Raw genomic sequence first — 14,463 nt, 5'->3', positions numbered from 1 at the left:
CCCTTTGTCGTTGAGGCTCTACAGCCTGCCGCTCAGAAGAAGTTGCCGATGCGGAAGTAGAACTGCCCACGCTGGTTCTGGGGGCTGTAGCCGTAGTCGAAGCGCAGGCTGGGCAGCAGCGCCCCGCCGATGCCCAGGTTGAGCTGAACGCCCGCGCCCACGCCGTATTGCAGCTTGAAATCTGGGTTTTCCTTGGTGCCCCAGGCGCTGCCGGCGTCCGCGAAGGCCACGCCGTACAGCCCCTGTGCGATACCCGCCTTGAGGCCAAAGTCGAAACGGTACTCGGCGCTGGTGGTGAAGTAGTTGACGCCGAACAGCGAGCTGTCGGGCAGGCCGCGAATCTGCCGCGCCGCCTCGGGCGTGCTGCCCCCGCCCACCGAGAAGCCGGTGCCGCCGGGCGCGCCCTCCTTGCCCAGGATGGTCCCTGCGTTGGCGCGCACGGCAAAGACCTGCTGCTTGTTCTGGAGGCCCAGATCCTTGTCCAGCGTGCGTCCGAAACCGTAATAGGTGCTGCCGCCGCCCTCCACGTCGCTCCAGCGCAGCGGGGTCTCGCCCTGCCGCCCGGCGTTGTACCCGGCGTTCAGATTGGCGCGGAACCCCCTGTCGGGGAATTCGGGATTGGTGGTGCTGTCGTAATTCAGGCCGCCGCTGACACGGGTGGTCACGCCCGCCTCGGGCAGCAGGCTCTCGGCCTTTTTGGCATCAAAGGTGTAGCTCTGGGCCGGTTGACCGTCCTGGCCAGGAATCTCGGCGGTGGTCTTGTCACTGTCTTTCAGGGCTTCCAGGAAGTAGGTCTTGTAGCTGACCCCCACCCCCACGTTGGCGTACAGGTTTTTGGTCAGGTTGCGCCCGGTGTTGACGCTGAACCCCGTGCTGCGGACGGTGTAGTCGTAGCCGGTGTCGGTGTTGGCCGGAAAGCCGGTGGTCCCGGGCGTCTCGCCGGGACGGGTAAAGACCGCGTTGTTGCCGTTGACGTTGCTGCCCACGCCAAAGGACAGGCTGGTGCGGTTCTTCTGGAAATCCAGGAACTTCAGGTCCAGCCAGGGGATGGTGTAGCTGACGTTGCCGTTGAAGTTCTGCCCGGCGTCGTTTTGCTGCGCGCCGATGGCCACCGTAAAGGCGTGGCCCAGCCCAAAGGTATTGGGATTGGTGTAGGCCGCGTCGCCGCTGAAGCCGCCCGCGAAGCTGTCGTAGGTCAGGCCCAGGCTGACGGGAATGCCCTTGGCCTTTTCCGCGATGCCCAGCACGTAGGTCACGTTTTCAGGGTTCTGCGGATCGCTGCGCACCGACTCGGTGGTCACGCTCACGAAGCCCAGGCGGCTGATGCGGCCCAGCGCGGCGCTGAGGGTCTCGCGGTTAAAGGCCGTGCCGGGATCGGGCAACTCGCGCAGGATCACGCGGTCCTTGGTGCGGTGCGTGCCCTGCCACGCCAGCTCGTAGCCCACCAGCTTGACCTCGCGGATGTTAAAGGCCAGCGCGCCGTCCTTAAAGGTCACCGCGTCGCGGGTGCTGATCTCGAAACCCTGCTTGCGGTAGGCGTCGCGCAGCGCCAGGAAGTCGTCCTGCGCCAGTTGCGGGCTGTAGATGTCGCCCGTTTTGGTCTTGATGACCGCCAGCAGCGTGGCGCTGGGCACCAGGGTGTTGCCGGTAATCGCAATGGTCCCCACTGGCCCGGAGGCCACGTCCGACGCCCCGAAGAGCACAGTGACCTCGCCGGGATTCTCGGGATTGGGTTGCAGCGCGAAGCCCACCGGCTTGCCGGTCTGGTTGGCCAGGGTCCGCACGTCGGCCTGAAGGTTGGCCAGCGTCACGGGCTGTCCGGGGGCCGTCTGGAGGGCCACCTTGGGACCGTCCAGGTTGCTCAGGTCCACCGCCGCCACCTTGCCCTCGATCACATTCACCTTCAGCACGCCGTCCACCAGGGCGCTGTTCCGCACGTCCACCCCGGCTTGCAGGTATCCGGCGTCGTCGAAGGCTTTCTGGAGCTGCTGCACCGCGCCGTAGTACAGATCCGGCGTGAACTTCTTGGCGTCGTACAGCGGCTTGAAGATGCTGGTCACGGTGGCGGCGGGTAGCAGGGTCACGCCGCTGACCTCCACCCGCTTGACCGGGGCCGTTTCATCCACGATAAACGTGATGGTCACGTTGCCGTCCGCGCCCGCCTTGACCTGGGCGCTGATGCTGGGCGCAAAGGGATAGCCCTCGGTCTGGTAGTTCTGGGCCAGGGCTGTCTTGGCCTGGTCGATGCGCTCGGTGTTGAGCGTTGCGCCGGGGGCGATGTTCAGCAGCTCACCAATCGACTTGGTGAAGGCTGCCGGGTCCAGAAAGGTCAGGCCGCTGGCGTCCACCGCCGCGATCGTGGGGTTGGGGACCACGGTGACGTTCAGGGTGTCCTTGCCCGCCACGGTCCGCAGTTCGGCCACGGCACTCTTGAAGTAGCCGGTGGCCACCACTTCCTGCTCGACGGTACGCAGGTTGACGCTGGACAGCGGCGCGCCCGGCTGAACGCTGAGGGTGGCGCGCAGGAAATTGGCCAGCAGTTCGCTGGTTCCGGCCACGGTGATGTCTTGAACGGTGCCTGCGGTCTGGGCCTGGGCCACGGCGGGTGCGGCCAGAACGATGGTCACGGCGAGCGTTAGGGGGTGTCGCATTCTTCTCCTAGTTTCGCACATCTCTGAACTCGCCCTGGCCGCACAAATGCCCGCAGGCGGGCGCGGGCATGGCAGGGCTGGGGGCCGGATGGAGCGATCACTGCGTCCACACTTGCCGCTAGCCCCCTGAGAAGGGTGAAGATCGGGTGCGCCACGCTGAAAACGGCCCCCTGGCGGCGCGGTTTGGGGGGGGAGGACTTGAGCCGCCCGGCGGGGTGGGGGAGAATAGCGGGGATGTCCTCTACTCAGATGGTTTGCGGCGCTGTTCTGGGCGCGAGAGGGTCTGGGCACGGGTCTGGGCACGCTCCCACGCAGACCCCTCCGTCCGCTGCGCAGCCAGCTCCCCTTAAAGGGAGCCAAGAAGCGCTGGGGACCGGACAGCGCAGGAGTCTCCTTGCCTCCCTTCTATGGGGAGGTTCCCCGAATGGGGGGAGGGGTCAAACCGTGGCACCCACCCCGAAAACCCGCAAAGTCACTCCTCTCCCTTCCAGGTTCACTCCATGAGCCTGCCCGAAGTCGTCGCCCACCTGCGCGCGCTGGAGGCCGAGGCCGGACGGGAGCCGGGCAGTGCCAGGCTGGTGGCCGTGACCAAGGGTCAGGACCTGGAGAGCATTGAGCGGCAGGTGCTGGCCCACGGCAGCTATCCGCTGGGCGAGGGCCGCGCCCAGGAACTGCGCGACAAGGCTGCCGAGCGTCCCGACTGGGAATGGCACTACATCGGCCCGCTCCAGCGCAACAAGATCAAGTACCTGCGCCCGGTCACGCTGGTCCATGCCATCGAGGCCGTGTGGCAGGCCGAGGCCATCGCGGAGGCGGCGGCCAGGTGGGGCCACGCGCCGGACCTGCTCTTGCAGCTTCACAACGGCGAGGAACAGAAGCACGGGGTCCTGGCCGACGAGCTGGCCGACACGCTCAGAGGTGTGCGCGAGACGGGGCTGACCGTGCGCGGCCTGATGGTCATGGCCCCGGACTCCGGCGCGGACCTGACGCCCCCGGAGGCCGAAACCCGTATCCTGCGCCTATTCACCGAGACCGCTCAGCGCGCCCACGATCTGGGCCTGCCTGAACTGAGCATGGGCATGAGCGGCGATTATCCGCAGGCCGTGCGCGCAGGAGCCACCCTGGTGCGGGTGGGAAGGAGCCTTTTTCAATGACAGATTCAATGCCTGACCTGAGCCGAGATTTGCCCTCTGACCTAACGCCCGGCACCACCGCCCGCCGGGATTCCAACAGGCTGACCCCGCTGGACATCCGCCACCAGGAATTTCCCGGAAGGCTGGGCGGCTACAACCGCGACAGCGTGCGCGCTTTTCTGGCACAGGTGTCGGACGAACTGGAGGCGCTGCTGGGCGAACAACTGCGCGGGCGCGAGACCCGCACCCGCCTGGAGCGCGAGCTGGAGGAGTTGAAAGCCTCCCAGGACCAGATTCGCCGCGCCGTGGTGGCCGCCGAGCAAATGGGCCACGACATGCGCCAGAACGCCACCAGGGAAAGCGAGCTGATCGTGGCCCACGCCAGCGCTCAGGGCGAGAGCCTGATGCGCGAGGCCCAGGCCCGCAACGTGGAATTTGAGGCCCAGCACGGGGCACGCATGACCGCGCTGGAGGCCACCTTCCATGCCCGCTTTGCCGATCTGGAGCGCGATCACCACCAGTTGCTGCTGGAGCGCGAGCGTGTGCAGACCGAGCGCATTAACGCCCTGGAGCGCGATTTTAACGAACGCCACACCGAATACACCTCGCGGCTGGCCGGGGCACGGCAGGAATACACCCAGTTCCTGAGCGGCTACCGCGCCCTGATGACCTCCTTTTCCGATCTGTCGGCCCGCCATGTGCTGCCCGAGGACATGGCCCTGCCCGTTTCCAGTTTGCCGGGCCAGCACCTCAAGGGCCAGGGCCGGGCGCAGGACAGGGCGCAGAACCGGGAGCTGCCCGGTGCGGACCCGGCCCCCGAACAGGACGCCGAGAAGGACACGGACCTGCTGGAAAACCACCAGTTTCTGTGATGTCCGGCGAGAATCTTCCGCACGTTCGGCTGCCCGTAGAGGACCCGGATTTCGTTCGGAACCCGTACCCGCTGCTGACCGAATTGCGCGGGACACAGCCGGTCTTCTTCGATCCAGACATGAACCGCGTGGTCCTGACCCGTTACGCCGACATCAGTGCGGCGCTGCGGGACAAACGCTTCGGGCGCAGCGCCCTGCACCGGTACTCGCGCGACGAGCTGGGCTGGCCGCCGCCGGACCCCGCACAGGTGCACTTCGACGCCTTCAACGGCAACCACCTGCTGGACTCCGAGCCGCCCAAGCACACCCGTCTGCGCTCGCTGGTGGGACTGGCCTTCACGCCGCGCCGGGTGGAGGGCTTACAAACTCGCATCGAGTCGATTCTGGCCGGGCAATTGTGCGGGCTGGGGACTTCTGGCGCGTTCGATCTGGTGGCCGACTATGCCGAACCGCTGCCCGTCACCGTGATCTCCGAGCTGCTGGGCGTGCCGGAGGGGGACCGCGCCCTGCTGCGCCCGTGGTCCGCCGCCATCGTCCGGCTGTACGAGCCGAGTACCGGGCCGCAGGCACAGGCCGCCGCCGAACGCGCTGTGCTGGACTTCAGCGCTCTGCTGAGGGAATTGAGCCAGCAGCGCCGCCTCGAACCACAGGATGACCTGATCACCGCCCTTGTGCAGGCCGAGGATGCTGGGGACCGCCTGAGCGAGCAGGAGCTGATCGACACCTGCATCCTGCTGCTCAACGCCGGGCACGAGGCCAGCGTCAATGGTCTGGCGGCAGGCGTGCTGGCGCTGCTGCGAGAGCGGGAGCACTGGGACGCGCTGGTGGAGGCGGCCCCGCGTGAAGACAGCCTCCCCGTCTTCCGCCGCGCTACCGAGGAACTGCTGCGCTACGACACCCCGCTGCCGCTGTTCGAACGCATCGTGCTGGAACCGCTGGAACTGCACGGCGCAGCCCTGAAGCCGGGAGACCGCGTTTCGCTGCTGTACGCCAGTGGCAACCGCGATCCGCTCAAGTTCGCAGAGCCGGACGCCCTGAACCTGAATCGCGGTCCCAACCCGCACCTGACCTTCGGGCTGGGCATTCATTACTGCCTGGGTGCGCCGCTGGCCCGGCTGGAACTGGCCCTCAGCTTGCGGGCGCTGTGCCGCGCGCTGCCGGGGCTGCGGCTGGTCAACCCCGACGAGCCGGGCCAGTACACCGGCGGTTTCGTGATTCGCGGGCTGGCGCGGCTGGACGTGGTGGCGGGTTGAAGGAAGAGGTGGCCCGGCAGTGGGACGTGGGCAGGGTCTGGTCCATTACCCCACTGGGCGGGGGCAGCATCAACGGCGCGTTCCGGGTAAAGGCCGGGGCGGGAAGCTTTCATCTGCGCGTCTACCGCGACGCTCAGCGCCAGACGATTGAACGCGAACACGCCGCGATTGCGGTTGCGCTGGCGGGCAGCGTCTCGACACCCCGGCCCGTGCCTCTGCGGGCTTGTGGAACTGGCGGCATCGGTCAGCTTGGATCGGCCTGGGCAGCGCTGTTCGAGAGAGCGCCCGGCGCAGTCATCGCCCGCGAAGCGTTGACCGAAGCGGACGTGCGGCATATGGGCGGCTTTCTGGCTGATTTGCATACCCGATTGCCGCAGAAGGTGAATTTTGAGGCTCCGCGCGTTGGCAGCTCGGGTAGAACGCGGGAGCGTCTGGAACGCGTCGAGCAGGCCATCGTGAACCTGCCCCGACCTGACGAGACGGATGGTTGGGCGCTGGAGAGAACCCGGCAGCGGCTGGCCCTCTTGCGAACCTCGCCCCAGGCCCCCTTTGTCTCTGCCGCTCCTTTTCGTTTCCTGCACGGTGATTTCCACGGGGGCAACGTGTTCTTCGTGGACGGTCAGCCGGCCTCCATCATCGACTGGGAGCAGACCCGCCTGGCCCCGCGTGCCTGGGAGGTGGTGCGGTTTCTGGATTACAGCCTGCGCCTGCGCCCGGACCTCTCGCGGGCGTTTCTGGCGGGCTACCGTCAAATCCTTCCGCTGGGTGCGGCGGAACTGCTGGACGGCGTTCACCTGTACGCGCACTTGCAGGAAAGCAACGTCTGGGTCTTCGAGAGCGTGTACACCGACAATAATCCTGGCCCAAAGGTCTTTATTCGTCCGCCGCCCTACGTGCCGTTCGCTCGGGCATGGCGTGAGGCGGACCTGCACTGAAATCCCGCCACCACACCGCCGCCAGCTCTCCGTCTGTCGCCTCGGCCTGCGCTTCGGCTGCCCTTTGCAGGGCGAACAGCGCCAGCACGCGGGCCGGGCTGCGCGGCAGGCTGCGGTCCAGGGCTTTCTGCGCCGTGCGCGTTCCCTTGGCCCCGCCCAGCCGCAATTGCGCGTGGGCCAGCACCGCCAGCAGATGTGCGTCGCTGGGCTGCCCGCTGCCCTCGGCCACCTTCAACCCTTCGGCCAGCGCGCGCAGAGCGGCATATGGCCGGAGGAACAGTTGTTCGCCGCGCAGGACAGCGGCGGCGATCACGGCCCCCACGTCGCCCTCCTGACGGGCCAGGGCCAGGGCCTCGTGTGTTGCGGCCTCGGCGCGTGCGTCCGTCAGTTGCCACAGGGCGCGGGCGCGCAGGGTGGCGGGGCGGGTGGTATCGGGCAGCGGCTCCAAGACCCGCAGCGCGTGGCCTGACTCTCCCAATCGCAGCAGGGCTGCCGCGTGCGTCAGCGGGTCCGCCCCGGCCCACAGCGCGGCGAGGCGGGGGCGACCCAGTTGCAGGGCCAGCCTCGCCGCCTCGGTTTGGTGCTGTGGGGACCGCTCTTCGAAGGCACTGGCGGGTTCGCCGCGTTCCAGCGCCGCTCTCAGCTCGGAATGCGCGTCGGCCATTGCGGACGCAGCATAACCCGGCCTCGGCCTGTTTGCTTGCTTATGCGCTCAGCGCCAGGTCCAGGCCCAGAAAACGCCACAGGGCGCGGCGCGGCACGCGCAGGCCGCTGGGATGCTCGACTGCGCCCAAGCGGCCATCCCTGATCCAGCGGCGCACGGTGCGTTCGTGGGTGCCGGTAAAATCGGCGACCTGGCGGACCTTCAGGAGCATGGGCAGGCTGTGGAACTGGTCTGAAAGGGTCATGGTGGACCTCCCAAAAAGAGCGCGGGGCTGCCATACGGCCAGCCCCAGACAGGATTTGATTTCAGTGTTCAGGCGTCCAGCGACGGCAGTGTGGGTTAAAACAGAGCAGGTTAAAACAGAGCAGGTTAAAACAGAGCAGGTTAAAACAGAGCAGGTTAAAACAGCGCCGCCGCCCGGTCCGTCGCCCGGTGGGGGCGCGGTATCGGAACGGATAGGCATGCGTTTCAACTTGCGCGGAGAGTACCACAGGCCAGGTCAGGGCAAAATCAGGCCCGACCTGACCAAGCCTTGAACCTTGGGGAGGGGGGAGGGCAGTCCAAATATTCAGCAGTCTCACCACTGAACAGCGGCGCTCACCGTTCACCGGTCTGGCCATTCGAATCTCAAGCCGCTCCCAGACGGCTCCGGCCTGTTGCACCCCGGCCCCCCGTACCTTCCGCCAGGCACGGCCTCCTGACCGCCCTTGTCACCTGCTAGCCTCCTTCTCAATGAGCCTCTTTGCGCAACTGTCGGGCACCCTGGTCAATGTCGGCACGGTGCTGCTGGGAACCCTGCTGGGCCTGACGGTGGGCGGACGGCTGCCCGCGCGGACACAGCGCTCGCTGCTGCAAACCCTGAGCCTGGTCACGCTATTCATCGGGCTGGATATGGCGAGTAGTCTGAACCGGGTGGCGGCAGGCAGCATTCCTGGCGTGATCGTGGCGCTGGTCAGCCTGGCGGTGGGTGTGGTGATCGGCGAAGCGCTGGGCATCGAGGAAGGGCTGAACCGCCTGGGCGAGACCCTCAAAAAGCGCTTCAGGGGCGAGGGCCGCTTTACCGAGGGCTTCGTGGCCGCCAGCCTGCTGTTCTGCGTGGGGCCGCTGACCTTTGTGGGCGGGCTGCAAAACGGTTTGACGGGCGACGCTTCCAGCTACATCCTGAAAAGTACGCTGGACGGCATCGCCTCGCTGGCGCTGGCCGGGGCCTACGGCATCGGCGTGGGCTTCAGCGCCGTGACGGTGCTGATCGTGCAGGGCGGCATCAGCCTGGCCGCCGGGGGCTTTGCCGCCACGCTGCTGGGCGGCGCGGACCCCGAGACGCTCAAGACCAATCCCTACGTGCTGATGCTGACCGGGGCGGGTGGGCTGACCATCATCGGCATCGGCTGGAACCTGATGCTGGCTGGCCTGGGCATGGAGGATAGGCGCGTACGGGTGGCCAGCATGCTCCCGGCGCTGCTGCTGGCCCCGCTGCTGCTGTGGGCGGCGGGCCTGTTCGTCCGGTAGCGCGGGAAAGGGAGAGCAAAAGGCTGCGTCGCCCTGAGCGGAGTGGAGGGGTTCCGGCCTGCCTCCAATCCCTTTACCGTTTCTGACTGGCTTTAATAATCGCAGCCTATCAGTGCCTCATCAGGTTCAGCCCGTACCTTACGCGCATTCAAGCCGATCACCACCGAACTTCGTCTCAGCACTCATAGAGGGGTACACCATGACCAGCTTCAAACCGTCCAGCTTCAAGCGCATCTCGGTCCTCACTGCCCTGCTGGGCCTGGCCGCCTCTTCACTGGCAGCGGCCAGCGACGCGCGGATCAGCGCCCAGAGCATCATCGTCAACCCTTCGCAGCCGGACCTGAATGTGCAGGTCTGGACCAACCGCGACGCCAGCGGCACGGGCAACCCCACCTACCAGATCGGCGAGCGCATCAGCGTGGGCGTCAAGACCAATGCCGACGCCTACATCTACCTGTTCAACGTGAATGCGGACGGCAACATCGACCTGTTCTTCCCCAACAGGTACGAGGATAGCAACTATGTCCAGGCGGGCACGCGGGTCTTTCCACAGGGCGGCGCAAAATATAACCTGAGCGTCGGTGGTCCCAATGGCCAGGACAAGCTGCTGGCCGTGGCGAGCACCACCGAGCTGAGCTTAAAGGACATCGCCACCTTCGAGGGTCAGCAGCAATTCGCCACCGTCAGCGTGAAGGGTCAGGATGGACTGGCGCAGGCGCTGAGCATCGTGGTTAATCCGCTGCCGGCCAACGCCTGGGTCACCGACACCGCCTTTTTCCGGGTGGGCAACGTGGCGCAGACGCCGCAGCCCACACCCACGCCCGTCACCAGGATTCAGCCCGGCCAGCGCCAGGACGGCTTCTTTGACGGCGCGATGGTGGACGCCTACGCCCGCCTGAAGGGCGACGAATCGCTGGGCCAGGCCACCACCTACGCCGTGCCCTGGGGCGACGGCTGGTGGCAGAAGTTTAACGGCGTCGGCGCGTACGGCGACGCGGCGCTGCTGCATGCCAACGGCAGCAGCCGTTCGTACTCGGTGCATGGCCGCCTGCTGGCGCGCTACCTGTCGCTGGCTCAGGCCGAGAACGGCGCAAACCGCCCCCCCAGCCGACTGGGCTGGGCCGCCGGAGACGAAAAGGTCATTCCACAGAACCTTTACGGCACCACTGGCCTGTACGGCTTCTTTCAAAACGGCGCACTCTACGATTCGCAGAAATACGGCACCTTCTGGCTGACCGGCCCAGTGCTCAAGTCCTACCAGGGCCTGGGCGGCAGCGGCAGCTTCCTGGGCTTTCCCACCCGCGATCAGTACACGCTCAGCGGGGCCTGGGCCGCCGACTTCGAGGGCGGCAGCATCCGTACCGTGAACGGAGCCATCAAGATCTACCGCAAGTGAGCAAGGCCCCCACCTGACCCCCCTGCGCCGGGCGTGACTGGACACCCAGTTCGTGACCCCATGCCCGGCACTCTTCTTCCCAGCCTCGTTTCAGGGGCCGGGTCCCAATCCGCGCGCTTTTGCGGGCACACGAGTTGCCCCGGCGCACCCTCCAGACTTCCCCGACACAGATATTCATGCAGGAAGCCACAAACCCCGACTCCGTAGCGAGTGCGGGGGTTTGTGGCTGTTTGAGGTGACGTTGGATCAGCTTTCGGCCTGCCTGCGAAAATTCTGCCGATGCAGCTCACGGAGGCGTGCGCTCAGCGCCGGTTCCAGTCCCTCGACAGACCACTCGCGCAGCACGTCCTGAATGGGCAGCGGGTTGACCCGCCCAGGCTGTGCGCCGAACTCGCCCATCCACTCAGTCAGTTGTCTGGAGGAACTGGCGTACACGATACGGCCCAGGCCCACCCAGCCGTGGGCAGCGGCGCACATCAGGCAGTGTTCGCCGGAGGTGTACACGGTGGCCCGCGCCCGCTGTTCCGGTGAGAGGTGCGCGGCGGCCCAGCGGGCAATGGCGATTTCCGGGTGCTGCGTGGCGTCGCCGTCAGCAGTGCGGTTGTGGTCCTCGAACAGTACCTCGCCTGCGCCCGACATCAGCAGCGAACCGAAGGGATCGTTGCCCGAGCGCAGCGCTGCCCCGGCCAGCTCGGCGCAGCGCGTCAGGTGCTGTCTGTCCTGGTCATTCATGGCGGCCTCCTCTTAGCTCAGCTTCGCCTTGAATTCCTCGTAGCCAAACGTCTTGACCCGCTCGTAACTGCCGTCCAGATGCAGGATGCCAATGTCGGGGTGCTTGACGCCGTTGAAGAAGGTGGTCTTGACCATCGTGTAGTGGATCATGTCGTCGAACACCACGCGGTCCCCGATATGCAGCGGCCTGTCGAACACGTACTCGCCCACCACGTCCCCGGCCAGACAGGTGGTGCCGCCGATCAGGTACGGGTATCCACCGCCGTAATCGCTCACCTCACGGTGCTCGTGTTCGGGGGGATCGCCCGCGCCCAGAATGCGGGGGCGGTACGGCATCTCCAGCACGTCGGGCATGTGGGCGCTGACCGACACGTCCAGCAGCGCGGCGTCCTTGACGTTGTGCACCACGTCCAGCACGCGACTGACCAGCCAGCCCGTCTGCCACCCAAAGGCGCTGCCGGGTTCCAGGATCACGTCCACGTCCCACTTCTGGCGGAAGGCGCGGACCACCCGGATCAGGCGGAGGGTGTCGTAGCCCTGGCGGGTCATCAGGTGGCCGCCGCCGAAGTTGACCCATTTCATGCGCGGCAGGAATTCACCGAAGTTGCGCTCCACGACTTCCAGCGTGCGCTCCAGCGTATCGCTGTCCTTCTCGCAGAGGGTATGGAAGTGCAGGCCGTCCACGCCGCCGAGCAGGTCTGCGCGGAACTCGCGGCGGGTCACGCCCAGGCGCGAGAACGGCCCGGCGGGGTTGTACAGATCGGTCTCGACTTCGGCGTATTCCGGGTTGATGCGGATGCCCACCTGAATGTCGCGGCCCCCGGCGCGGGCGGCCTCTACCTGCGGCTTAAAGCGTGCCCACTGCGAGAACGAGTTGAAGACCAGATGGTCTGCCAGCTCCAGAATCCGGGGCATCTCCTCATCGCTGTAGGCCGGGGCATAGACGTGGACCTCGCCCTGCATCTCCTCGCGGGCCAGAATGGCCTCGTTCAGACTGCTGGCGGTGGCTCCACCGATGTCGTACTCGCGCAGCATCGGGAAGGTGCTCCACATCGAAAAGCCCTTGAAGGCCACGATAATTCGCGCCCCGCTTTCACGCTGAACGTGCGAGATCAGCGCCAGATTGCGCCGCAGCCGCGACTCGTCCAGCACGAAGGCCGGGCTGGGGATAGTGGCCCAGTCGATACTGCCTTCGGGCGTCACATCGGGAAGCTGAAAATCGGCGCTGTGAAAGTCGGAAACGGTCATGCTCGGAGTCTAGCGGGCGGGGGCCGGGCAAACCGCCCTCCTTAACGCAGAATCTTGAAACTCTTGATGAAGGCCGCGTTCACGGGCGTCATCTTGGCCTGAAGCCCCTGCCTGGTCGTTGCGGTGATCAGATAAGCCTTGCCGCCCTTGACCGTGTAGGTGGAGATGAAATACAGCTTGTACTCGCCCTGCCGCCCGGTAAAGATGGTTTCGTTGGCCGCCGCTCCACCCAGGGTGGTGGCGCGCGTGCTGATGACCTTGCTGTCGGTGATCAGTTTCCCAACCTGATCTAGACTCAGGGCGTGGTACTGCGCCAGGGTCATCCCCGGCGGAAGCGGTTGCACAGCCACATTCAGGTTGGGCGTGAAATTGCCCTGCGGTTTGTCGGCGAAGGCCACGGTCACGCCGGGAACGCTCATCTGGGTCCAGCCGGACGGCGGCGTGACCGAGAAGCCGTTCTCGGCGTTCCTGTAGCCAGCGGCCAGGGCCGAACCCAGTACGGTCAGTCCAGCCAGGCTCAGGGCAAGCAGTTTCGTCATGGCCCAGTGTAGATGAGCGCCCCGGACTGGAAAGGCTTGCATGAAGATTTTTGAGGTGTTCCCAGGCAGGTGTCCCGAGGCCCGCTCAGCCGGAGTGGCCCGTGTCCCCGCGCCCGTCGGCAGCGTGGCCGTCAGCGGGGTGAATGTCGTCGGCCTGGACGTCGATGGTGGGATGTTTCTTCTGGAACCGCACGGTCAGCACGCCGCCCGCCAGGTGGGCCTCGCCAGACTGCGGCAGCACCTCGCGCGGGAAGGCCAGCACGCGGCGAAAGACTCCGGCAGGGCGCTCGGCGCTCAGCAGGTCTTGCGGCGCGGCGCGTTCCCCGGCCACGGTCAGCAGACCGCCCTCCTCGTGCATTTCCAGCCGGTCCGGGTTGATGCCCGGCACGTCCAGGTACAGCGTCAGGTGAGCGTCCCCGTCGGCCCAGTCGGCGGTGGGGGTCCACGGGCCGCCAGAGAGGGTTTCCACCTCCTCGCGCAGCGTCATCAGGTGTTGAAGTCGGGCCAGCACCGGCTCATTCATGCCCACCACGCTACCACCCGCGCCAGATGGGACACCACCGCCTAAAGTGGGAGGGATGACCCCGCCCTCGCTCCGCATCCCCCTGCTGACCGCGCCCACTGCCGCCGGAAAATCGGCGCTGGCGCTGCGGCTGGCGCAGGAATTTGACCTGGAACTCATCTCGGCAGACGCCTTCACGGTGTACCGGGGCCTGGACATCGGAACCGCCAAGCCCACGCCCGCCGAACGCGCTGCCGTTCCCCACCATCTGATCAATGTGGCCGACGTAACCGCGAATTACGACGTGGCCCGCTACGTGCAGGACGCCGAAACTGCCATTGCGGATGTGCTGGAGCGCGGGCGCATGCCGCTGGTGGTGGGCGGCACGACGTTTTACCTGGTGGCCCTGCTGCGCGGCCTGCCATTGACTCCCCCCGCCGATCCACTGGTGCGCGCCGATGTGGAGGCCGAGCTGGCTCAGCGTGGCCTAGACGCCCTGCTGGCCGACATCGCTGCCACCGACCTGGCAGAGGCGGCACGCATGGAACGCAACCCGCGCCGCGTCGTGCGCGCCACCGAAGTTCACCGCCGCACCGGGCAGTATCCCGGTTCTTTCGGGAACCGTCCGCCGCGTTTTCAGTACGCCGTGACTGCCTTTTCCCGGCCCGGCCCGGAACTGGAGGTACGCATGGCTGCGCGTGTGCAGGCTATGTTCGCTGCTGGCTGGGCGCAGGAAGCGGCGTGGCTGGCTGCCCACCTGGACCCCGCCACGCTGCCCCGCCCCACCGCCTGGCAGGCCCTGGGCTACCGCGAGGCGTGGGCGGTCCACACCGGAGCGCTGGAGGAGACCGAGGCAGCGGGCCGCGTCGTGCTGGCCTCGCGGCAGTACGCCAAGCGGCAACTGACCGCCACGCGCAGCCAGTTGGGGGCGCAGATACTGACCCAGCCACAGGCGGACGCGCGGCTGCGAGAAGACCTGAGCGCCGTCCTTAGGCCGAGGGTGAATTAGACCGGGGCTGAAGTTTCCGG

Annotated in this window: 14 protein-coding genes; 7 read left to right on the top strand and 7 right to left on the bottom strand. The window is 66.7% G+C overall.

Translation table 11 applies throughout. The annotated features are described in order from the left end of the window. Positions 1–32: 32 nt before the first annotated feature. Complete coding sequence (locus Q322_RS0108580; RefSeq protein ID WP_029477489.1) at positions 33–2,651, bottom strand: BamA/OMP85 family outer membrane protein; 2,619 nt, start codon at positions 2,649–2,651, stop codon at positions 33–35. Positions 2,652–3,151: 500 nt separating this feature from the next. On the opposite strand from Q322_RS0108580, the gene Q322_RS0108575 reads away from it, so the two are divergent. Genes Q322_RS0108575 through Q322_RS0108560 form a run of 4 tightly spaced genes read left to right on the top strand, consistent with a single transcriptional unit; the run spans position 3,152 to position 6,844 of the window. Beyond that, on the top strand, positions 3,152–3,805 hold the full coding sequence (locus tag Q322_RS0108575) for a YggS family pyridoxal phosphate enzyme (RefSeq protein WP_029477488.1): 654 nt from the start codon (positions 3,152–3,154) through the stop codon (positions 3,803–3,805). Continuing rightward, positions 3,802–4,656, top strand: a complete 855-nt coding sequence (locus Q322_RS20780) for a DivIVA domain-containing protein (RefSeq protein ID WP_245593186.1) — start codon at positions 3,802–3,804, stop codon at positions 4,654–4,656. The genes Q322_RS0108575 and Q322_RS20780 overlap by 4 nt, the downstream gene beginning before the upstream one ends. Continuing rightward, positions 4,656–5,909, top strand: coding sequence for a cytochrome P450 (locus Q322_RS0108565; protein WP_029477486.1), 1,254 nt, complete (start codon positions 4,656–4,658; stop codon positions 5,907–5,909). The genes Q322_RS20780 and Q322_RS0108565 overlap by 1 nt, the downstream gene beginning before the upstream one ends. Then, positions 5,906–6,844, top strand: a complete 939-nt coding sequence (locus Q322_RS0108560) for a phosphotransferase enzyme family protein (RefSeq protein ID WP_029477485.1) — start codon at positions 5,906–5,908, stop codon at positions 6,842–6,844. The genes Q322_RS0108565 and Q322_RS0108560 overlap by 4 nt, the downstream gene beginning before the upstream one ends. Here the strand turns inward: Q322_RS0108560 and Q322_RS0108555 are convergent. Together Q322_RS0108555 and Q322_RS0108550 are read right to left on the bottom strand one after the other, a co-directional pair. After that, positions 6,783–7,508, bottom strand: coding sequence for a hypothetical protein (locus Q322_RS0108555; RefSeq protein ID WP_051668366.1), 726 nt, complete (start codon positions 7,506–7,508; stop codon positions 6,783–6,785). The two genes, Q322_RS0108560 and Q322_RS0108555, sit on opposite strands and share 62 nt — an antisense overlap. A 40-nt stretch (positions 7,509–7,548) precedes the next feature. Then, on the bottom strand, positions 7,549–7,752 hold the full coding sequence (locus Q322_RS0108550) for a helix-turn-helix domain-containing protein (RefSeq protein WP_029477483.1): 204 nt from the start codon (positions 7,750–7,752) through the stop codon (positions 7,549–7,551). Positions 7,753–8,240: 488 nt separating this feature from the next. Between Q322_RS0108550 and Q322_RS0108545 the strand changes: the two genes are divergently transcribed. Further along, the gene (locus tag Q322_RS0108545; RefSeq protein ID WP_029477482.1) at positions 8,241–9,017 is read left to right on the top strand and encodes a DUF554 domain-containing protein; all 777 of its coding nucleotides are present in this window, start codon (positions 8,241–8,243) and stop codon (positions 9,015–9,017) included. A 199-nt stretch (positions 9,018–9,216) separates the two neighbouring features. After that, positions 9,217–10,413 carry a DUF4384 domain-containing protein gene (locus Q322_RS0108540; protein WP_029477480.1) on the top strand — a complete coding sequence of 399 codons (1,197 nt, stop codon included), beginning with the start codon at positions 9,217–9,219 and terminating at the stop codon, positions 10,411–10,413. A 246-nt stretch (positions 10,414–10,659) separates the two neighbouring features. Here the strand turns inward: Q322_RS0108540 and Q322_RS0108535 are convergent, their stop codons facing one another. From Q322_RS0108535 to Q322_RS0108520, 4 genes are all read right to left on the bottom strand, one after another. Next, positions 10,660–11,145: a nucleoside deaminase gene (locus Q322_RS0108535; protein ID WP_029477479.1), complete on the bottom strand. Its 486-nt coding sequence runs from the start codon at positions 11,143–11,145 to the stop codon at positions 10,660–10,662. Positions 11,146–11,157: 12 nt separating this feature from the next. After that, the gene (gene nspC, locus Q322_RS0108530; protein WP_029477478.1) at positions 11,158–12,393 is read right to left on the bottom strand and encodes a carboxynorspermidine decarboxylase; all 1,236 of its coding nucleotides are present in this window, start codon (positions 12,391–12,393) and stop codon (positions 11,158–11,160) included. 41 nt (positions 12,394–12,434) lie between these two features. After that, entirely contained in the window at positions 12,435–12,932 is a 498-nt protein-coding gene (locus Q322_RS0108525) for a PsbP-related protein (protein WP_029477477.1), read from the bottom strand. 85 nt (positions 12,933–13,017) lie between these two features. Further along, positions 13,018–13,455, bottom strand: coding sequence for an Hsp20/alpha crystallin family protein (locus tag Q322_RS0108520; protein WP_051668368.1), 438 nt, complete (start codon positions 13,453–13,455; stop codon positions 13,018–13,020). A 55-nt stretch (positions 13,456–13,510) separates the two neighbouring features. On the opposite strand from Q322_RS0108520, the gene miaA reads away from it, so the two are divergent. Beyond that, positions 13,511–14,443 carry a tRNA (adenosine(37)-N6)-dimethylallyltransferase MiaA gene (gene miaA / locus Q322_RS0108515; RefSeq protein WP_029477474.1) on the top strand — a complete coding sequence of 311 codons (933 nt, stop codon included), beginning with the start codon at positions 13,511–13,513 and terminating at the stop codon, positions 14,441–14,443. Positions 14,444–14,463: the final 20 nt, after the last annotated feature.

It is taken from the genome of Deinococcus frigens DSM 12807 (assembly GCF_000701425.1).
Lineage (GTDB): Bacteria > Deinococcota > Deinococci > Deinococcales > Deinococcaceae > Deinococcus > Deinococcus frigens.
Note: the sequence above shows the minus strand (reverse complement) of the source record. Positions and strands in the feature narration are given on the sequence as shown.

Excerpts from the sequence above, each read along its gene's own strand:
- Q322_RS0108545 (WP_029477482.1), top strand. The coding sequence starts at position 8,241 with ATGAGCCTCTTTGCGCAACTGTCGGGCACCCTGGTCAATGTCGGCACG.
- Q322_RS0108575 (WP_029477488.1), top strand. The coding sequence starts at position 3,152 with ATGAGCCTGCCCGAAGTCGTCGCCCACCTGCGCGCGCTGGAGGCCGAG.
- Q322_RS0108555 (WP_051668366.1), bottom strand. The coding sequence starts at position 7,508 with ATGGCCGACGCGCATTCCGAGCTGAGAGCGGCGCTGGAACGCGGCGAA.
- Q322_RS0108535 (WP_029477479.1), bottom strand. The coding sequence starts at position 11,145 with ATGAATGACCAGGACAGACAGCACCTGACGCGCTGCGCCGAGCTGGCC.
- miaA (WP_029477474.1), top strand. The coding sequence starts at position 13,511 with ATGACCCCGCCCTCGCTCCGCATCCCCCTGCTGACCGCGCCCACTGCC.
- Q322_RS0108520 (WP_051668368.1), bottom strand. The coding sequence starts at position 13,455 with ATGAATGAGCCGGTGCTGGCCCGACTTCAACACCTGATGACGCTGCGC.
- nspC (WP_029477478.1), bottom strand. The coding sequence starts at position 12,393 with ATGACCGTTTCCGACTTTCACAGCGCCGATTTTCAGCTTCCCGATGTG.
- Q322_RS20780 (WP_245593186.1), top strand. The coding sequence starts at position 3,802 with ATGACAGATTCAATGCCTGACCTGAGCCGAGATTTGCCCTCTGACCTA.
- Q322_RS0108540 (WP_029477480.1), top strand. The coding sequence starts at position 9,217 with ATGACCAGCTTCAAACCGTCCAGCTTCAAGCGCATCTCGGTCCTCACT.
- Q322_RS0108580 (WP_029477489.1), bottom strand. The coding sequence starts at position 2,651 with ATGCGACACCCCCTAACGCTCGCCGTGACCATCGTTCTGGCCGCACCC.
- Q322_RS0108525 (WP_029477477.1), bottom strand. The coding sequence starts at position 12,932 with ATGACGAAACTGCTTGCCCTGAGCCTGGCTGGACTGACCGTACTGGGT.
- Q322_RS0108565 (WP_029477486.1), top strand. The coding sequence starts at position 4,656 with ATGTCCGGCGAGAATCTTCCGCACGTTCGGCTGCCCGTAGAGGACCCG.
- Q322_RS0108550 (WP_029477483.1), bottom strand. The coding sequence starts at position 7,752 with ATGACCCTTTCAGACCAGTTCCACAGCCTGCCCATGCTCCTGAAGGTC.